The following is an 18,854-nucleotide window of genomic DNA, read 5'->3' on the forward strand; positions in this document are numbered from 1 at the left end:
GCCTCTCAGCGCAGTTCGATCGTCGTCCGCCCGGACTGCCCGCGCGCGTCGATCACCGACAGCGTCGTGAATCCGGGGCCCGAGATCGGCGCCAGCAGTTCAGGCCGCCTCAGTCCCGTCGCCAGCACCGCCCCGTCGGCCAGTACCGTGTAGGGCGGGGTGCCGCCGCGCAGCTTGAGCGGCACGCCGGAGGGCGACACCGCCAGCGTCGCGCCATCGGGCGGAAACGTCACCTGGAGCGCGGCGGTCTCGGCCCGCGGGCCGAAGCGCTGCAGGTTCGCGGGCAGTTGCGCGTTCGAGATCATCAGCGTCTCAGGCGGGGGGGCAGGCAGCGGAACGGGACGCGCGCTGGCCCGTCCGAGCGCCTCGAAAAGCACCGGCGCGGCAAGGTCCGCCCCGAAGGCGCCGGGCACCGGCGTGCCATCGGGCCGCCCGATCCAGACCCCGGCCACGTAGCGCCCGTCCCAGCCAAGCGCCCAGGCGTCCCGGTGCCCGTAGGAGGTGCCGGTCTTCCACGCGATCCGCCCCTTCGGTCCGGCGGCGGAGGGCGGCGTGATCCCGGCAAGGATGTGCCCCACCTGCCAGGCCGACGCGCGCGAAACCAGCCGCCGGGGCGTTGCCTCCTCCGCTGTGGAGGCCTTCCAGCGCAGCGGCCGCGCCTCTCCGCCATGGGCCAGCGCGGCATACAGCTGCACCATCTCCTCCAGCGTCAGGCCAACCCCGCCGAGCGACAGCGCCAGCCCGGGCGCGCCGCCCTGCAGCGCCGGTTTCAGCCCCGCGCCCTGCAGCGCCGCCATCAGGTGCGCCGGTCCCAGCGCCTCCGTCAGGCGGACCACGGGGATGTTCAGCGACAGTTGCAGCGCGCGCCGCACCGTCAGTTCTCCCCTGTACTCCCCGTCGAAGTTCTGCGGCGCGTAGCTCCCGAAATGCACCGGCGTGTCGAGGATCAGCGTCTCCGGATGCGCCAGCCCGCGGTCGAAGGCCAGCGCGTAGACCAGCGGCTTCAGCGTCGAACCGGGCGACCGCTGCGCCGTGGTCATGTCGACGAAGCCCTGGTTCAGCGTGCCCGCGTAATCGGGCGACCCGACAGAGGCCAGCACCTCGCCGCTGTCGTGATCCGCCAGCACGATGGCCATGGACAGGCGCGGGTCGAGTCGCGCCATGTGGTGCCGCGCGAGGTCTTCGAGGCTGCGCTGAAGGTCGGCATCCAGCGTCAGGTCGTGCCGCCCCGGGGCCTCTGCCACCGCGCGGTCGGCCATGTGTGGGGCCAGTTGCGGCATCGGGAAACGCCCCTTGGGCGAGGGATCGAGCGCATCGGACCGGGCCGCCGACATCGGGATCACGCCTGCCTCCGCCATGCGGACCATGACCCTGTTGCGCGCCTCGCGGGCGGCCTCCGGGTGGCGGTCGGGGCGGCGGCTTTCGGGGGCCTGCGGCAGGGCGACCAGCAGCGCGGCCTCGGCGGGTGTCAGGCGGCGCGGCTCCTTCCCCAGCCAGATCAGCGAGGCGGCGCGCAGCCCCTCGACGTTGCCGCCGTAGGGCGCAAGCAGGGTATAGAGCGCGAGGATCTCGTCCTTGGTCAGCCGCCGCTCCAGCGCCAGCGCCAGCCGCATCTGCCGAAGCTTGCCCTGCCACTGGCCGGTGGTCCCATCCTCCAGCAGGCGGGCCACCTGCATCGTCAGGGTCGAGGCACCCGACACCACGCGCCCGTGCCTCAACCCCTGCGCCACGGCCCGCGCCGTCGCCCGCAGGTCGACACCGTTGTGGCTGAAGAAACGCTTGTCCTCGTAGGCGACGAGCATCCGGTAGAACAGCGGATCGACCTGATCCGGCGTCACCGTCATCCGCCACAGCCCGTCCTCGATGGTATAGGCGCGCAGGAGGTCGCCTTCGCGGTCGCGCACCTCGGGCGACGTGGCGCGCACCAGCAGCGGGATCTCCGTCGCGTCGACCCAGCCGGACAGCCGGTCGCCCGCGAAGGCCGCGCACCACAGCGCCACGACCAGCGCGGACAAGCGCCTCAGACCGCGCCGTTCAGGCATCTTCCTCGCGCTCCCAGAGGCCGGGATACAGCGTCACGAAGCCATGCTGATCGACCTGCAACTGCGTCTCGAAATCCGTCTCCTGCGCGGTGTAGCGCACGAGGTGCCCGCGTTCGCGCGTGTAGCTTTGCGTCAGCGGGCCGAGGTTCGGACCGGGCAGGCGCAGCCACGCGGCGGTCACGTCGATGCGCCCCACCTCCGGCAGACGGCGCAGCGGCATAAGGTTGGTCGCGGGGGTAAAGCTGAGGTCCACATCCTCCGCCCCTTCAAGCCCCGCCTGCACCTCTCCGTTGAAGCTCCAGACGCCGTCCTTGCGCAGCAGCTTCCACGCCACGGTTTCGCCCGCATAGGCACCGCTTATGTCGGCGGAGCGGGTGCACCAGTCCTCCCCGATGCGCACGACGTAATCCAGCGCGGCCCAGCCGGTGCCGTCCCGGAACCGCGCGTGGCCCACCAGCATCCAGCCATTGTCCAGCCGGGCGAGGCGGCACTTGTCCTCGCCCTCGCGGTCCAGCGCGCGCCAGTGTGCGGTGGCGACCGTCGTGCCGGTCATTCAGCCACCGACACGCTGCCGGAGGCCGTCGTCGCCCGGTATTCAGGGCGGTACATGTCCTCCACCAGCGCGGCCGGCTGGTGGAAGGTGCCCGGGGACACCGCCCGCAGGATATAGGCCAGCCGGATCGGCGCGGCGTCGTGCTGGTCGACCGACGCGATGAAGCGGTCGGCCCGGAACTCGCTGAACTCCGTGTCGGAGGTCTCCAGCCAGTCGAGTCCACGCACATCGCCGGACCGGATCAGCGACGGGTTGTCGATTTCCAGACCGGCGGGCAGCGGATCGTCGATGATCAGCCGCGCGCGCGTGTCCTCGGCGGGCCGCACCGTGACCACGGCCACCATGCGGTCGCCCACCGCGATGTCCGCGACCGGGTCACCGTCCATGGTGAAATAGGCCCGCTCGATGGCATAGCCGTAGCCCGAGGCCTCCGTCGCGCCTTCGGGCACACCCAGCGTCGTGAGCGTCACGTCGGTCGGGGTGTCGGAGGTGTTGGTCAGCGTGGTCGGCTGCATCCCCTGCGCGGCGATCCGGCGCACGAACGGCCCCGCCAGCGGCGCGCCGTCCAGTTCGAGGCCGGACACGGTCGGGTCCTGCACCATCGCGTGCGCTGCCAGCAGCGCCCAGGCCTGTTCCTGTGTGGACAGGGGCCGGTCGTACGACGCGATGCGTGTCGTCAGGGCGCCCGTGTCGATGCTGTCCGACCGCGCCTCCACTGCCAGCGACAGCACACCCGCCGTATCCCGCAGCCGGGAGCCATAGTCAGCGCGGTACACCTGCCCCTCGGCTGGCGGACGCGAAGCGATCCGTGCCGCGGCCTTCGAGAACAGTGCATCCGCGCGCGGCTGGTCGCCATAGGCCGCCAGCGCCGCGCCAAGCTGCGCCTGCGCCAGCGGTGTGGCGAAGTTGTCGGCGCGCTCGTCGGCGTAGTAGCGCAGGTCGCCCATGGCCGCCTCGCCCTCGCGCGCCAGCACCATCAGCGCATAGGCGATGTCCTCGCCCCCGTCGTCGAAGTCCGCCGCGTAGGCGATCTCGTTCTTCAGGTTGTCCAGCGCGTTGCGGAAGGCGATGTCCGGAACGGTGTAGCCCGCCACCCGCGCCCGGCTGAGGAAGTCGGTCACATAGGCGTCCAGCCACGCGTCGCCCGAATAGGCGCCCCACAGCCCGAACGCCCCGTTGGGCGCCTGCCGTGTCAGGACCCGCGTGATCGACTGCTGGATGCGCAGGTCGATCCGGTCCTTGCTGCCCAGCCCCAGCGGCTCGGCAATCGACGACATGTAAAGCAGCGGCAGCGCCTTCGAGGTCACCTGCTCCGTACAGCCGTAGGGATACTGGTCGAGCGAGGCCAGAAGCCCCGGCGCATCGAACCGCGCCAGCGGCCCGGCGGACACCAGGGCCGAGGCTTTCTCCGGCCTGAGGTTGGCGAAGATCTCGCGGTCCAGCGTAAAGGTCTGCCCGGCGGCAAGCTGAAAACGCCGCGTCGCGCCGACGGCAGGGTCGTTTGCCCGCACCCCCAGCGTCAGCGTCTTGGTCAGCACCGCGCCGTCCGGCGTGGTCAGCGCCACGGTGATCTCGTGGTCGCCCACCTCCACCGCGCCAAGCGCCGCCTCGAAGGTCGTCTTGCCGCCCTCTGCCAGCGTGATCGTCGTCGCGACCGGGCCAAGGGTCAGCCCCTCGCCCGCCGTGATCTCAAGCGGCATCTCGCCCGCGGCACCGCGGGTATGGGTGAACTCAAGCGCCAGCCGCGTCTCGTCGCCCGGCGCAAGGAAACGCGGCATCGCGGCAGAGACCACCACCGGGTCGCGGACGAACACGTCCTTCTCCGCGCTGCCGACGCCGCTCGCCGACCAGGCGACCGCCATCAGCCGCACCGTGCCGTTGAAGTCGGGAATGTCGAAGGAGACCTCGGCCTTGCCGTCCACCACCGTCACCGGGCCGGAGAAGAAGGCCACCAGTTCCTCTGTCGGCGGGGGCGATTGCAGGTCCATGCCCGCCGCCCCGTCGCCGCCCGAGCGCACGGTGCCCATGGCCCCGTCCAGCCCGTCAATCAGACGACCATAGATGTCGCGGATCTCGACGCCCAGACGGCGCTGGCCAAAGTAGTAGCCCGCCGGGTCCGGTGTCTCGAAGGCGGTCAGGTTCAGGATGCCCACGTCGACGGCGGCAACCGTCACGTAGGCCGTCTCTCCGTCCGCGGCATTGGCGATGTTCACCGTGGCCGACAGCGGGCCGCGCGGTGCGATCTCCTCCGGCGCGTCGACCGAAACCTCAAGCTTCATGTCGCCCGGATCGACGGCGGCATGGGTCAGGCCAAGCGCGCGCGCCGGGTTCTGCCCCGCCGCCACATCCATCGGCCGGATCACCTGCGCCGTGACATAGACGCCCGCGCCCCATTCCTCCGTCACCGGCAGGTCGAGCAGGTTCTCGCCTTCCGAGACCTCAACCGCCTGCATGGAGATGACGCGGTCCGACAGCACCGTCACGACCGCCTTGCCCGCATACCGCGGGACCATGCGCAGCTGCGCCGTCTCGCCTTCCCTGTAGGCTTCACTGTCCAGCGACATTTCCAGCATGTCCGGTGTGTCGTCGGCGCTGGCAGCCGCGTACCACCCCGCCGAGAAGTCCATGGAGGCCGCGAGGTAGGCGCCATCGGTGCGCTCCACCACGACCTCGTACTCGCCCCATTCGACGTCCGCCGCAATCTCCAGCGGGTCGGCGCCAAGGCGCCCCTCGCCGCGCGCGACCGTGGTCCGCGTGGTCATCGGCTCCCAGTACCAGGAGCCGTACTGCTGATACCACTGGTAGCGGGTGCGCACGCGGTTGACGGTCCAGGATACGTCCATCTCCGTCCGCTCCAGATCGGGGCCAAGCGCGATCACCTGGAACTTCGCCTCGGCGTTCTCGGGGAAATCCTCCGACGCGGGCCTGATGCCGATCATCGGGGTCGGCGAGGCGACCGGGCGCGTGATCCGGCGTTCCACCGGGCGGCCCGACATCTCCGACATGCGCAGGGTGACGCGCGCCTCCATCGGGCGGCCCGTCGGGTCCATCTCCGGCAGGGGCAGGGCCAGATCCGCCTTGCCCTCGGCGTCGGTTGCCAGGTCCGCCGGGAAGCTGTCGGTCCGGTACTCTGCCTCGTCGTCGTGGCGTCCGAACCGGTATCCCAGAAAGGCGTCGAGCGTGGTGCGTGTCGCCAGCCGCAGTTCGCCCTCGATGGGCAGGTCCGCGCCGGGCGCGCCGAACAGGTAGCGCGCGTCGACCGACAGCCTCGGCGGCGACAGCGGGTTGATCGGCCCCTCCGGCAGCGCCAGGTCGAAGTCGATGCGTTCCGGCACGAAGTCCTCGACCAGTACGGTCTCGGAGGTCAGGGCCGCGCCCTCGGGATCGGCAAAGACCTCGATCCGCCAGGTGCCGCGCGGCACGGCATCGGCCAGCGGCAGGTGGAAGACATGACCGCCCGCGCCGACACCGTCCGAGACATGGCGCGAATATTCCACGCCGTCCGGCCGCAACAACACGGCGGTCAGCGGCACGTCGGGCAGCGCCTCTGCCTCCGGATCGCGGACCAGCGTGGTGACATGGATGACCTCGCCCGCGCGATAGGCGCCGCGGTCGGTCGCAAGGAAGGCGTCGATCGGCCCGGCGGGGGCGCGCCCCTCGACACCGCGATCCGACAGGTCGAAGGCCGGATCGGTCAGCGACAGGAAGGCCAGGTCCTCCTCGCCGCGCCGCGCCATGACCACCGCGGGGGCGGAGCCGTCCGTGCCACGCAGAAGCCCCGGCGCAAAGCGCGCGACGCCCTCCGCATCGGTCGTGGCGACCTCAAGCGGGCGGTTCGCGCGCGCAAGAAGCGTCACCTCCAGCCCTTCGATGGGCTCCGCGTTGCCGAGGTCGCGGGCAAAGACCGTCAACCCGTCGTTGCCCTGCATCGTCGTCAAGCCGATGTCGGACAGCAGGAACCACTGCGTCGCCCGCGCCTCTCCGTCGATGTCGTTGGCCACCTGTGCGGTCAGCGCGTAGATCCCCGCGGGCAGGTCGCCCACCGCATCGCCCATCGGCAGGCGTGTGATCATGTCGCGGTTTAGTTCGTTCTGCACCTCGCCGGTGCCGGTCCATATCTTCTCCGCCAGTTCGCGGGCGAAATAGTCCTCGTCATACTGGCCCAGCGGCTGCCCGAAATAGTCGTTCTGGATCGCGCGGATCAGGTTGCGGTCGGACACGCGGCGCAGCGTCAGTTCCAGTTCCGAGGTGTTCACCGTCTCCACCGGCAGGCCCGCGTCGGCGGTGCGCGGCAGCACGTAGGACCGGCCCGGGAAGGTCACGGCGGGCGAACGGTCGCGCACGTAAGCGGTGATCGGAACGTCGCGCACCAGCTCCTCGCCATCGTCGGAGGGCAGGCCCGCGCGGAAGGTCACGGTGTGGCGCGATCCGTGCTCCACCCCGGTCACACAGACGCGGCTGTCGTCGGCGGTCACCGCCAGCCGGGGATCGGCCAGGCGGACATAGTTGGAATAATCGACGCCCGCGCGCTTCAGCGGGCGGTTGAACTCCGCACAGATGCGGGGCTGCGCGCTGTCGGACTCCACCGTGTGCTCCACGATGCGGAAACCGTACTTGCCGATGGCCACGTCCAGCAGCTCCGTCACCTCTGGCCCGGCCCCCAGCCGTTCCGCAAGGCGCAGCGCCGGGATCATGTCGCGCCCGCGGTCCTGCTGTTCCAGCCGGAGGGCAAGGTCCTTCGCCGCCTCGATCTGCTGCGGGGCGTCCTCTGCCCGCAGGTAGGCGTTGATCGCCGCCAGCCACCCGCGGTTGCGGAAGCGCCGCTCGTCCGATCCGTTCAGCGTCGCGGCAAGGTCGTTTGACCAGCGCCCGTACTGCAGCCACAACTCGGCGGTGTCCGTCTGCGCCAGCGCGGCGCCCGTCCAGTGCACCGCATCGCGCAGGTTCCCCGCCTCGCGTGAGGTCTGCGCGGCGTCCAGCAGCTGTTCGACCGTGTACTTGCCGCCGCCGTGGCGGACGGCCAGCGCCTCTGCCTCGTTGCGGGCCTGCGCGAAATCCGCCGGTCTGAGGAAGGTCAGATCGCCGAACCGTGCCCGCCCACGCTCCAGCACCGCCGGGTCGGCCTCCACCAGCCGGGCCGAGATCGCGCCGTCATAAGGAGAGGTGTTCGTCACCCCGCTTTTCGGAAAACAGGAGTTGTTGCGCGTGTTGAAGGTGAACGCCCGGCAGCCTTCGGTATTGAGACAGGCCCGCTGACAGGCGTCCAGCGTGGTATCAAAGAGCGATTGAAGGTCCGACCCGGCGAAATCCATATCGCGGGAGACCACGAAACGCCGGTCGGGCACCGTGTCCTGCGCTTCGACCATGGGTGCCGCAAGGATGCCCATCATCAGGGCAAGAGCAAAACGACGCATCAAAAGCTCCTTTCATCAATGGTTTCAAACTGCCACGCCAGCGTGGGCGGGGCAAGGATTCTGCGGGTCCGGTTTCCCGCACCCTTCCGTGAAAGCATGGCCTTAAGCCGATCTTCACCACCACCGGGCAAGAGTGCGCGCGGACCTGGAGGGCAGCGGATGGATCTGGCGGATCGTCTGGCCGAGGAAAGGCGCGCGCGTCTGGCTGCGGAACGCCTGCTCGAGCTGAAGCAGAAGGAGCTGTTCGAAGCGAACAAGCGCCTTGGCGATCATGCCCTGAAGCTCAGCCACGAGATCCGCGAAACCCGTCACGAGGTGGCAGAGGTCCGCAGCCAGCACAAGCGCGTCGTGCAGGAACTGGGCCAGGCGACGGAAAAGATCGAGGTCGTCACCGAACAGCTCTGGTCCGCGATGGAGACGATTCGCGACGGTTTCGCCATGTTCGACGAAAACCGGCGGCTGGAGCTGGCGAACCCCGCCTACCTGTCCATGTTCGACGGGCTCGACCACGTCGTGCCGGGCGTGTCCTACGCCGAGATCCTCGCCACCCTCGTCGAGGAAGGGCTGGTCGACCTGCAGGGCGAGGACCCGAAGGGCTGGCAGCTCAGGATGCTGGCCCGGTGGGCGCAGGACCCGATCCCCAACACCACGCTCAGGCTCTGGAACGGGCGCTTCGTGAAGGTCCGCGAACGGCACCTGCCCGACGGCGGCATCGTCTCGCTGTCCGTCGACATCACCGACCTAATGCGCATGTGGTCCGCGGTGGAGGAACTGCCCGACGGCTTCGTGATCTACGATTCCGAGGATCGGCTGCTGATGTGCAACCAGCCCTACCGCGACTACTACAAGGCCAGCGCCCCGGCGATGGTCCGCGGCGCCACCTTCGAGGAGATCCTGCGCTACGGCCTGGCCCACGGGCAATACGCCGAAGCCGTGGGACGGGAGGAGGAGTGGCTGGAGGACCGCCTGATCAAGCACCGCTCCTCCGAGGTCGAGCATGAACAACAACTCGAAGACGGCCGCTGGCTGCGCATCTACGAACGGGAAACCACGGACGGCGGGCGCGTCGGCCTGCGCGTCGACATCACCCAGATCAAGGAAGATCAGCAGCGCCTGAAGGAGGCGACGACCCGGGCAGAGGCCGCCAACCGCGCAAAGTCCGCCTTCCTCGCCAACATGAGCCACGAGATCCGGACCCCGATGAACGGCGTCGTCGGCATGGCCGACCTGCTGCGCGAAACCGACCTCGACGATGAACAAAGGCTTTATGCCGACACCATCCGCTCGTCCGGCGAGGCGCTGCTGGTGATCATCAACGACATCCTCGACTACTCGAAGATCGAGGCGGAAAAGCTCGAACTGCACCCCGAACCCTTCGACCTGGAACGCGCGATCCACGAGGTGGTGATGCTTCTCCAGCCCACCGCGCGCGACAAGGACATCGCGCTTCTGGTCGATTACGACATGTTCCTGCCCACGCACTTCGTCGGCGACCCCGGCCGCATCCGCCAGATCCTGACCAACCTCCTGGGCAACGCGGTCAAGTTCACCGTGCAGGGCTACGTGCTGGTCCGTGTCGTCGGCGTGATGGAGGACGGCGGCCGCACCGCGGTCCACATCACGGTGGAGGACACCGGCATCGGCATCCCGCCCGACAAGGTCGAGCACGTCTTCGGCGAGTTCAACCAGGTCGAGGACGAGCGCAACCGCAAGTTCGAGGGCACCGGCCTCGGCCTCGCCATCACCCGCCGCCTGGTAGAGCTGATGGACGGCGAGGTCTGGGTGGACTCCGAGCTGGGCCGGGGCAGCTTCTTCGGCCTCCGCATCATGCTCCAGACCGACGAAAACCCGGTCTACGAGGCGGCGCAACTGCCGCGCCACCTGAAACGCATCCTCGTCGTCGACGACTACGGCCCCAACCGCGCCATCCTGACCAAGCAACTGGCGATGCTGGGGCTGGAGATCACCTATTGCACCACCGGGTCGGAAGCCATCGACGCGCTGCAGGACGCGCCGGACCTGCTGATGGTGGAATACGACCTGCCCGACATGACTGGGGTCGAACTGGCCCGGCAGCTTCGGCACGGACGCCCGGGCCTGCCGGTGATCCTGTTCGCCGACCAGCCCGCCCACCTGCCCGACGGCACCGTAGACAGCGTCCTTGCGGTGCTGCAGAAACCCGTGCCGCGCCGCACCCTCTTCGACGCGCTCGAAAAGGTGCATGAGACCGCGCCGCTGCCCGCAATGCCGCCCGCGCAGCTCCGCTCCGGGCGAACGCCGGTCGCGCAGCCGCTGCTCGACGTGCTGGTCGCGGAGGACAACAAGACCAACCAGCTTGTCATGCGCAAGATGACAAAGGATTTCCCCGTGGCCCTGCGCTTCGCCAACAACGGGGTGGAGGCGGTCGATGCCTTCCGCTACCGGCGGCCCGACCTGATCTTCATGGACATTTCCATGCCGCGCATGGACGGCAAGCAGGCCACCCGCGAAATCCGCCGGCTGGAGGGCGGCGCGCCCCCCGTGCCCATCGTCGCCGTCACCGCCCACGCGATGGAGGGCGACCGCGAAAGCATCCTCGAGGCCGGGCTGACCGACTACCTCACGAAGCCGCTGCGCAAGTCCGAACTGGCCGCGATGATCGACACCTACGCGCCGCGCCCCGCCACGCGCGACGCCGCCGAATAGGCAGGCGCGCAGGTCAGGCCGCCACCGCCTCCTCGCTGCGCAGGAACACCGGGCGGTCCGGTTCCGACATCCCGGGCTGGAAACGATAGCCGCCAAGGTCGAAATCGACGATCCCCGCCGGATCGGTCAGCCGCCGCTGGATGATGAAACGCGCCATCGCGCCCCGCGCCCGCTTCGCGAAGAAGCTGACGATCTTCGGACCGCCGGGCTTCATCTCCATGAACTGCGGCGTGACGATCCGCAGCCCCAGCGCCTTCTCCGGCACCGCGCCGAAATACTCCTGGCTGGCGCAGTTCACCAGCGTATCGGTGCCCAGGGCCTCCGCCTCGGCGCGCAGGTCCTTCGCGATCTGGTCTCGCCAGTAGTCGTAAAGGCTCGCCCCGCGCCGCGTCTTCAGCCGCGACCCCATTTCCAGCCGGTAGGCCTGTATCCCGTCGAGCGGCCGCAGCACGCCATAAAGCCCCGACAGGATCCGCAGGTGATCCTGCGCCCAGTCCAGCTCTTCCGGGTCGAGCGATCCGGCCTCCAGCCCCATATAGGTGTCGCCCGCAAAGGCCAGCGCGGCGGGCCGCAGGTCTTCCGGCCCGGGCGTGTCGGTGAAGGCGCGGAACCGGTCCCGGTTCAGCTTTGCCAGGTCGTCCGACAGGTCCATCAGCCCCTTCAGGTCCCGCAGGGTCAGGTTGCGCGCGGTCTTCGCCAGCCGCTGCGCATCCGCCTCGAACTTCGGTTCGGTCATCGCGACCGACCGCTCCGTCCAGTCCAGCCGCTTGGCCGGTGAAATCGTCACGAGCATGTCAAATCCCCCAATCGCGCCGTCCGGATGGGCACTTAGTCCACGGCGCGCAGCACGTCCAGAAACGCGGCGCCGAACCGCTCCGCCCGCTTGTCGCCCAGAAGCCGTTCGATCCCGGCCTCGCTGTCGGGCCGCGCCTCGGCCAGCTTTGCCAGCGACGACGCCGTGCAGGACAGCGGCTTCTCCGTCCCGTCCTCGCCCCGCACCAGCCGCGCCTGACATTCCAGCAGCGCGTCATAGACCGATCCCGCCCCGCGCGCCGCGACCCGCAGCCGCACCGGGTGCACCTCCTGGGCCGCGCCGGTCAGCACTTCGAGGAAGGCGCGCCCGTAGCTTTCCAGCTTCTTCGCGCCGACCCCGTTGATTGCCGCCATCTGGTCCAACGTCGCGGGCCGGTTCTCCGCCATCTCGATCAACGTGCGGTCGGGGAAGATCATGTAGGGCGGCACCTGCGCCTCGCGCGCCAGCGCCGTCCGCTTCGCCTTCAGCGCCGAGAACATGGGCGCGTGTTCTTCCGACACCAGTGCCTTCACCGCCGGACGCCGGTCGGCAGCCTTGCTCAGCACGTCCTTGCGCAGCGAAATCCGTTCCTCGCCGCGCAGGATCGGCAAGGCGCGGTCGGTCATCACCAGCGCGCCGTGCCGCTCCGCATCGGGGCGGATCAGGTCGCGCCCCATCATCTGCCGGAACACCGCCTGCCACTGGCCCTTCGACAGGTCCTTGCCGACGCCGAAGGTCGGCAGCGCGTCATGCCCGCGCTGGGTGATCTTGTCGGTGTCCTTGCCCATCAGGATGTCGATCAGGTGGCCCGCGCCGAAACTCTCCTGAGTCCTCAGCGCAGCGGACAGCGCCTTGCGCACCGCCTCCGTCCCGTCGAAGACCTCGGGCGGCGTGTCGCACAGATCGCAGTTGCCGCAGGGCTCCGCCGTCTCGCCGAAATACGCCAGCAGCGCCTGCCGCCGGCATCCCAGCGCCTCCGCCAGCCCCAAAAGCGCGTTCAGCCGGCCGTGGTCCGCCTGCCGCCGCTCCGGCGGGGCCATGCCCTCGTCGATCTGTGTGCGCCGCAGCCGGATGTCCTCCGGCCCGTAAAGCGTCATCGTCTCCGCCGGCGCCCCGTCCCGCCCGGCGCGGCCGATCTCCTGGTAATAGGACTCGATCGACTTCGGCAGGTCCGCATGGGCGACCCAGCGGATGTCCGGCTTGTCGACCCCCATACCGAAGGCCACCGTCGCGCAGACGATCAGGCCGTCCTCGCGGGCAAAGCGCTCCTCGACATGGCGCCGGTCGTCCGCCTCCATCCCGCCGTGATAGTGACAGGCCGAATGGCCGTCCTCGCGCAGCGCCCGCGCGATGCCCTCGGTCTTGGCCCGCGTGCCGCAATAGACGATGCCCGACTGCCCGCGCCGCGCGCCGGCAAAGCCCAGCACCTGCGCCCGCGGCCCGTCCTTCGGCTGGAACGCCAGGTGAATGTTCGGCCGGTCGAAGCCGCGCAGGAAGGTCCGCGGCGCTGCGCCGTCGAACAGGCGGCTGACCATCTCCTCCTGCGTCTCCACGTCCGCCGTGGCGGTGAAGGCCGCCAGCGGCACCCCCAGCGCGCGCCGCAGCTCGCCGATCCGCAGGTAGTCGGGGCGGAAATCGTGGCCCCACTGGCTGACGCAATGCGCCTCGTCCACGGCGATCAGCGACACGCCCGCCTCCGCCAGCATCCGCTGCGTGCCCGCCCCCGCCAGCCGCTCCGGCGCCAGGTACAGAAGCTTCAGCTCGCCCGCATGCAGCATGTCCCAGACCGCGTCGCTCTCTTCCTGCGTGTTGCCGGAGGTCAGCGCCCCCGCGGCAACGCCGGCCTCCCGCAGCCCGCGCACCTGGTCCCGCATCAGCGCGATCAGCGGCGAGATGACCACCGTCACCCCCGGCCGCACCAGCGCAGGCAACTGGAAACACAGGGACTTGCCCCCGCCCGTCGGCATGATGGCCAGCACGTTCTCGCCCGCCGCCACGGCCTCCACGATCTCGCCCTGTCCGGGGCGAAAGGCATCAAAGCCGAAAATGTCCTTCAGAAGCGCCTGAACGGAGGGGCCGTCGGTGTCGCGGGGCATGGGCCAGCCTGTCGGGATTGTCTATATCTGCTCTTATCCCGACATTCTCATACTAAGATTCGATGAATCAACCCCGGATCGCCCTGCCCTTCATCTTGGCACGAAATACCTCGGGGTGAGGCCGCAGGCCGAGGGGCAGAGCCCCTCTTCCCGATACCTCAGTAGAAGGCCATGGCGTTGTTGCGCAGCACGATCTCGATGGCGATCACCGCCACGAAGGCAATCAGCGGCGCAAGATCCAGCCCGCCCATCTGCGGCAGGAAGGACCGGATGCGGCTGTAGACCGGCTCCAACAGACGGTTCAGACCGTCCCAGATCGACGCCACCAGCGGCTGCCGCAGGTTCAGGATCTGGAAGTTGATCAGCCAGCTCATGATGACATGGGCGATGATGATGAACTTCACGATGCCGATGATCAGCAGCAGGATCTGGAAAAGCGACGTCATCTGTTGGGGCCTCTCGAACACTCGGGTTGCGGGACACCTAAGCATGCGGGCCGCAGAGGGCAAGTGTGCCGCGAGGTCTTGGTTGACGCTGGTGCCGCGATGCCCGCACACCCGGTCCTGAAAACGACAGGACTGCCATGTACCCCTTCATCCGACTCTTCAAGGACATGGCCCGCGCGCGCAAGGCGCCGCGCATGGGCCTCTTCGACACCCACATCTCGCACCACCTCTGCATGCCGTGGGACCTCGACATGTGGAACGAACTCAACAACGGCCGCACCCTGACACTCTACGATCTGGGGCGCATCCCGATGGCCGAACGCATGGGCCTGCTCGAGGTGCTCAAGCGCGAGCGCTGGGGCCTGACGGTCGCCGGCTCGGTTGTGCGCTACCGCCGCCGGGTGCGCGGCTTCGACCGGGTCGAGATGCAGACCCGCCTCATAGGCTGGGACCGCCGCTTCACCTACATCGAGCAGAGCATGTGGAACTCGCGCGACGAATGCACCTCGCAACTGGTGGTGCGCACCGCGCTGACCGATCGCAACGGCATCGTGGCGACCGACCGCGTGGCAAAGGCGCTGGGCGTCGACATGTCGGAGGCGCCCGCGCTGCCCGACTGGGTCGCCAGATGGGTGGAGGCAGAGGACATGCGCCCCTGGCCGCCCCACAGGACGTTCCCGGCGTAGGGCAGAGGTCCGCTCCCCCGCCCGGGGGACGGCGCGCGACACACCCGTGTGCGCACCCTCCCGTAGGGCGGAGTTTCACTCCGCCCCCGCTCGGCCCTTGCCACGCCCCCCCGGCCCGGGTTCTATCGCGCCGAAACGGGGAGACGGGCGATGCAGGACACCATCGGCAGGAAACGCATCTGGGGCTGGATGTTCTTCGACTGGGCGCAGCAGCCCTACGCGACGCTCGGCCTGACCTTCGTCTTCGCGCCCTATTTCGCGGCGGTGGCTGCGGGCTGGTACATGGCGCAGGGGCTTGAGGATCAGGCCGCCCGAGCCTCCGCGCAGGGCCTCTGGTCCTCCGCCCAGACCGTGGCCGGGCTGGTCATCGCCATCTCCGCCCCGTTCCTCGGCGCGTGGGCCGACACCTCCGGGCGCAAGATGCCGTGGATCTACGGCTTCACCACGCTGGCCGTGGTCATGGCCTCGATGCTCTGGATCCTCATGCCGGACGGCGGCGGGCTGATCTTCGCGCTGGCCGCCTTCTGGATCGGCTTCGTCGCTTCCGAATCCGCCTTCAACCTGAACAACGCGCTCCTGCCCTCTCTCGGCACGCCGCAGCAGATCGGGCGGATCTCCGGCACGGCCACCGCCTTCGGCTACTGGGGCGGCGTCGCCTCGCTGTTCATCGTCCTGCTGTTCTTCGCCGAGAACGACAGCGGCAAGACCCTGATCGGGCTCGCCCCCGCCTTCGGCCTCGACCCGGAGTGGCGCGAGGGCACACGCTTCACCGGCCCGTTCATCGCGCTCTGGTTCGGGCTCTTCATGATCCCCTACTTCATCTGGAACCGCGAACCGCGCGTGCCGAAAAACCCCGACGCCACCGTGGGGCGGATGCTGAAGGACCTGAAGGCCAGCATCGTCAACATCTCGCGCCGCCGCTCCTGCGCCAGTTTCCTCGTCAGTTCGATGTTCTACCGCGACGCGCTGACCGCGCTCTACAGTTACGGCGGGATCTACGCGACGCTCGTGCTCGACTGGTCGATCATCCAGATCGGCGTCTTCGGCATCATCGCCGCCATCGCCGCCGCGGTCATCAGCTGGCTGGGCGGCATCGCCGACGAACGGGTGGGACCGAAGCCGGTGATCCGCTGGTGCATCTGGTCGCTGATCGTCGTCTGCACGATCATCGTCGGCATGTCGCGCGAACACCTGTTCATGATCCCGCTGCCGCCGGGCAGCGCCGTGCCCGATGTCGTCTTCTTCATCTGCGGCGCGATAATCGGCGGCGCGGGCGGTGCGCTCTATTCCGCTTCCCGCTCGCTCATGGTGCGGCATTCCGATCCGGCCCGCCCGGCCGAGGCCTTCGGCCTGTTCGCGCTGACCGGCAAGGCCACGGCCTTCCTCGCCCCCGCGCTGATCACGGTTTTCACGCTCTGGACGCAGTCCAATCAACTCGGGTTCCTGCCGGTGATCTTCCTCTTTCTTCTGGGGCTGGCTCTGTTAGTCTGGGTGAAACCGGAAGGCGACGTACCCTGAAAACAGCCCCGGAGGGAGTAGCAGTGAAATGATCCGCAAGACCCTTATGTTCGGTCTGCTGGCGCTGGCCGCCTGCGGCAACCCGACACCCCGCGACATCTCGGGCGAGCCCTTGCCGCAGGTCGCGGTCGATCCCGTCCTGTCCTCGAAGCAGGCCAAGCAGCTTTTCGGCGCCAAGCGCGACGCCTCCGGGCAGTCCTCCGCGCCCTATGGCTCCTATTCGAAGGGCTGTCTCGCCGGCGGCGCGCAGCTGCCCGAGACCGGCCCGACCTGGCAGGCCATGCGCCTCAGCCGCAACCGCAACTGGGGCCACCCCGAGCTGGTCGACTACATCCAGGACCTGTCGAAGAAAGCCGCGCAGCAGCCCGGCTGGAAGGGCATCTACGTCGGCGACATGAGCCAGCCGCGCGGCGGCCCGATGCTGACCGGCCACGCCAGCCACCAGATCGGCCTCGACGCCGACATCTGGATGCTGCCCGCCGACGACCTGAACCTCTCCGAACGCGCGCGCGAAAACATCTCGTCGATCTCGCTGCGCCGCTCCTCGGGCGCCTACACCAACAACAACTGGACCAAGGCGCACCACGAGATCATCAAGGCCGCCGCCTCCGATCCCCGCGTGGCGCGGATCTTCGTCTTCCCGGGCGCCAAGGTGAAGATGTGCAACGACGAAAAGGGCGACCGCGCCTGGCTGCGCAAGGTCCGTCCGTGGTGGGGCCATCACTACCACTTCCACGTCCGGCTGAGCTGCCCGAAGGGTGCCGTGGGCTGCGTCGACCAGGCCGCCCCGCCGCCGGGCGACGGCTGCGCCGACGCGCAGCAGTGGGTGAACAACATCCTCAACCCGCCGCCGCCGGACCCGAACGCGAAACCCGCACCGCCGAAGCGTGAACTGACGCTGGGCGACCTGCCCAACGCCTGCGCCGCCGTGCTCGCCTCCAACTGACAGGCCCGCCATGCGCATGACATTCCTGCGCGGCGCGACCGCGGTGGCGGGCCTTGCGCTCGCCATCGGCTGGGCCATGGCGGCAACGCCCACCGCCCACGCGAAATACACGGGCAGCCTGCTCTGGCATGAGCGCGAGCATCACCAGGGCGGCTTCTCCGGCCTCGAGGTGTCCGACGACGGCACCGCCTTCACCACGATCACCGACCGCGGCATGATCCTGCGCGGCACCTTCCGCCGCGCGGACGACGGGCGGCTGGTGGCGGCCACCGTCACCTCCGCCGATCCCCTGCGCGACCTCGAAGGACAGCCCGTGGTCGACGCCATGGCCGATTCCGAGGGGCTCGCCCTTGGACCGGACGGCACCGCCTACGTCTCGTTCGAGGCGCACCACCGCGTCTGGGCCTTCCCGCCCGAGGGTCCGACACAGCCCCTCTCGGACCGCAGGACCTTCCCCAAGATGCAGGCCAATTCCAGCCTCGAAACGCTGGCAATCGACGACGGCGGGCGGCTTTACACCCTGCCCGAACGCTCCGGCAAGCTCACCCGGCCCTTCCCCGTCTTCCGCTACGATCCGCGCACCGGGGACTGGAGCCAGCCCTTCACCATCCTGCGCCGCGGCAACTTCCTGCCCGTGGGCGCCGACTTCGGCCCCGACGGCGCGCTTTACCTGCTGGAACGCGAATTCAGCGGCATCGCCTTCCGGTCCCGCGTACGGCGGCTGACGCTGCAGGGCGACCACGTGACCCACGACGAAACCCTGCTGGCCACGCATTCGCTGGTCCACGGCAACCTCGAAGGTCTCTCCGTCTGGCGCGACACCACCGGCACGATCCGGCTGACGATGGTCTCCGACAACAACTTCAACGGCTTTCAGCGCACCGAGTTCGTGGAGTACCGGGTCGCCCACTGACCCCGGCTTTTCCCTTGCCAGACTCGCCGCGCGGGCCTATACGCCCCCGGTCCGGCCCTGACCGGAACAAGTCCCCGCAACCTTGTCAAAAACGGGTATCACAATGAACCGCGCCTACCTTCCCGGCATCCTTGCCATGGCCGCCATCGTGCTGGCCTCCAACATCCTCGTCCAGTTCCTGTTCGGCCAGTGGCTGACATGGGGGGCCTTCACCTACCCGCTGGCCTTCCTCGTCACCGACCTGATGAACCGCATCTACGGCGCGGGACCCGCCCGCAAGGTGGTCTTCGCGGGCTTCGTCGTGGGCGTGATCTGCTCGCTGATCGGCACGCAGATCATGCTGCAGGGCGACGGCTACACCTACCCGGCGGTGACGCTGCGGATCGCCATCGCCTCCGGCCTCGCCTTCCTGACGGCTCAGCTCATGGACGTGGCGATCTTCGACCGCCTGCGCGAAGGCCGCTGGTGGCGCGCGCCGCTGGCGTCGACGCTGGTGGGCTCCTCGCTCGACACCGCGATCTTCTTCACCGTCGCCTTCTCCGGCGCGCTCACCTTCATCGAGCCGGGCAACGACGTGTCCTGGGCGAACGAGACGCTGCCCCTCCTGGGTGCCGGTCCCGTGGTGCCGCTCTGGGTGTCGCTCGGCGTGGCCGACTGGCTGGTGAAACTGACCCTCGCGCTGATCGCGCTGATCCCCTTCCGGATGATCGTCACCCGGGTCACGCAGCCCGCCTGACACACCCCCGAAGACCCTGTGGATAA

The 18,854-nt window shown here is 69.1% G+C and carries 12 protein-coding genes; 6 read left to right on the forward strand and 6 right to left on the reverse strand.

The genetic code is table 11. The features are described from left to right. Nucleotides 1–5: 5 nt before the first annotated feature. Genes pbpC through ACU0DV_RS13580 form a run of 3 tightly spaced genes read right to left on the reverse strand, consistent with a single transcriptional unit; the run spans nucleotide 6 to nucleotide 8,009 of the window. Complete coding sequence (gene pbpC / locus ACU0DV_RS13570) at nucleotides 6–2,042, reverse strand: penicillin-binding protein 1C (RefSeq protein WP_446241620.1); 2,037 nt, start codon at nucleotides 2,040–2,042, stop codon at nucleotides 6–8. Further along, on the reverse strand, nucleotides 2,035–2,595 hold the full coding sequence (locus ACU0DV_RS13575) for a putative glycolipid-binding domain-containing protein (protein ID WP_446241621.1): 561 nt from the start codon (nucleotides 2,593–2,595) through the stop codon (nucleotides 2,035–2,037). Before ACU0DV_RS13575 ends, pbpC begins: the two co-directional genes overlap by 8 nt. Further along, nucleotides 2,592–8,009 carry an alpha-2-macroglobulin family protein gene (locus ACU0DV_RS13580; RefSeq protein WP_446241622.1) on the reverse strand — a complete coding sequence of 1,806 codons (5,418 nt, stop codon included), beginning with the start codon at nucleotides 8,007–8,009 and terminating at the stop codon, nucleotides 2,592–2,594. The genes ACU0DV_RS13575 and ACU0DV_RS13580 overlap by 4 nt, the downstream gene beginning before the upstream one ends. 159 nt (nucleotides 8,010–8,168) lie before the next feature. Between ACU0DV_RS13580 and ACU0DV_RS13585 the strand changes: the two genes are divergently transcribed. Then, nucleotides 8,169–10,694: a response regulator gene (locus ACU0DV_RS13585; protein ID WP_446241623.1), complete on the forward strand. Its 2,526-nt coding sequence runs from the start codon at nucleotides 8,169–8,171 to the stop codon at nucleotides 10,692–10,694. 13 nt (nucleotides 10,695–10,707) lie between these two features. Here ACU0DV_RS13585 and yaaA read toward each other — a convergent pair whose 3' ends face one another. The 3 genes from yaaA to ACU0DV_RS13600 all read right to left on the reverse strand — a co-directional run bounded on the left by yaaA (nucleotide 10,708) and on the right by ACU0DV_RS13600 (nucleotide 14,029). Further along, the gene (yaaA, locus tag ACU0DV_RS13590; protein WP_446241624.1) at nucleotides 10,708–11,487 is read right to left on the reverse strand and encodes a peroxide stress protein YaaA; all 780 of its coding nucleotides are present in this window, start codon (nucleotides 11,485–11,487) and stop codon (nucleotides 10,708–10,710) included. Nucleotides 11,488–11,522: 35 nt separating this feature from the next. After that, nucleotides 11,523–13,583 carry a DNA helicase RecQ gene (gene recQ, locus ACU0DV_RS13595; RefSeq protein WP_446241625.1) on the reverse strand — a complete coding sequence of 687 codons (2,061 nt, stop codon included), beginning with the start codon at nucleotides 13,581–13,583 and terminating at the stop codon, nucleotides 11,523–11,525. A gap of 158 nt (nucleotides 13,584–13,741) precedes the next feature. Continuing rightward, a complete protein-coding gene (locus tag ACU0DV_RS13600) occupies nucleotides 13,742–14,029 on the reverse strand; it encodes a YggT family protein (protein ID WP_100928601.1) in 288 nt (95 codons plus the stop codon). Between the two features lie 137 nt (nucleotides 14,030–14,166). On the opposite strand from ACU0DV_RS13600, the gene ACU0DV_RS13605 reads away from it, so the two are divergent. From ACU0DV_RS13605 to ACU0DV_RS13625, 5 genes are all read left to right on the forward strand, one after another. Beyond that, nucleotides 14,167–14,715, forward strand: coding sequence for an acyl-CoA thioesterase (locus ACU0DV_RS13605; RefSeq protein WP_446241626.1), 549 nt, complete (start codon nucleotides 14,167–14,169; stop codon nucleotides 14,713–14,715). A 150-nt stretch (nucleotides 14,716–14,865) separates the two neighbouring features. Continuing rightward, complete coding sequence (locus ACU0DV_RS13610; protein WP_283981615.1) at nucleotides 14,866–16,233, forward strand: MFS transporter; 1,368 nt, start codon at nucleotides 14,866–14,868, stop codon at nucleotides 16,231–16,233. A gap of 28 nt (nucleotides 16,234–16,261) precedes the next feature. Beyond that, complete coding sequence (gene mepA / locus ACU0DV_RS13615) at nucleotides 16,262–17,179, forward strand: penicillin-insensitive murein endopeptidase (RefSeq protein WP_283981616.1); 918 nt, start codon at nucleotides 16,262–16,264, stop codon at nucleotides 17,177–17,179. 10 nt (nucleotides 17,180–17,189) lie between these two features. Then, complete coding sequence (locus ACU0DV_RS13620) at nucleotides 17,190–18,092, forward strand: esterase-like activity of phytase family protein (RefSeq protein WP_446241627.1); 903 nt, start codon at nucleotides 17,190–17,192, stop codon at nucleotides 18,090–18,092. A 103-nt stretch (nucleotides 18,093–18,195) separates the two neighbouring features. Beyond that, complete coding sequence (locus tag ACU0DV_RS13625; RefSeq protein ID WP_100928606.1) at nucleotides 18,196–18,828, forward strand: queuosine precursor transporter; 633 nt, start codon at nucleotides 18,196–18,198, stop codon at nucleotides 18,826–18,828. Nucleotides 18,829–18,854 lie beyond the last annotated feature (26 nt).

It is taken from the genome of Sagittula sp., from assembly GCF_052825245.1.

Coding starts and splice junctions, on each gene's coding strand:
- pbpC (WP_446241620.1), bottom strand. CDS start 2,042: ATGCCTGAACGGCGCGGTCTGAGGCGCTTGTCCGCGCTGGTCGTGGCG.
- ACU0DV_RS13575 (WP_446241621.1), bottom strand. CDS start 2,595: ATGACCGGCACGACGGTCGCCACCGCACACTGGCGCGCGCTGGACCGC.
- ACU0DV_RS13580 (WP_446241622.1), bottom strand. CDS start 8,009: ATGCGTCGTTTTGCTCTTGCCCTGATGATGGGCATCCTTGCGGCACCC.
- ACU0DV_RS13585 (WP_446241623.1), top strand. CDS start 8,169: ATGGATCTGGCGGATCGTCTGGCCGAGGAAAGGCGCGCGCGTCTGGCT.
- yaaA (WP_446241624.1), bottom strand. CDS start 11,487: ATGCTCGTGACGATTTCACCGGCCAAGCGGCTGGACTGGACGGAGCGG.
- recQ (WP_446241625.1), bottom strand. CDS start 13,583: ATGCCCCGCGACACCGACGGCCCCTCCGTTCAGGCGCTTCTGAAGGAC.
- ACU0DV_RS13600 (WP_100928601.1), bottom strand. CDS start 14,029: ATGACGTCGCTTTTCCAGATCCTGCTGCTGATCATCGGCATCGTGAAG.
- ACU0DV_RS13605 (WP_446241626.1), top strand. CDS start 14,167: ATGTACCCCTTCATCCGACTCTTCAAGGACATGGCCCGCGCGCGCAAG.
- ACU0DV_RS13610 (WP_283981615.1), top strand. CDS start 14,866: ATGCAGGACACCATCGGCAGGAAACGCATCTGGGGCTGGATGTTCTTC.
- mepA (WP_283981616.1), top strand. CDS start 16,262: ATGATCCGCAAGACCCTTATGTTCGGTCTGCTGGCGCTGGCCGCCTGC.
- ACU0DV_RS13620 (WP_446241627.1), top strand. CDS start 17,190: ATGCGCATGACATTCCTGCGCGGCGCGACCGCGGTGGCGGGCCTTGCG.
- ACU0DV_RS13625 (WP_100928606.1), top strand. CDS start 18,196: ATGAACCGCGCCTACCTTCCCGGCATCCTTGCCATGGCCGCCATCGTG.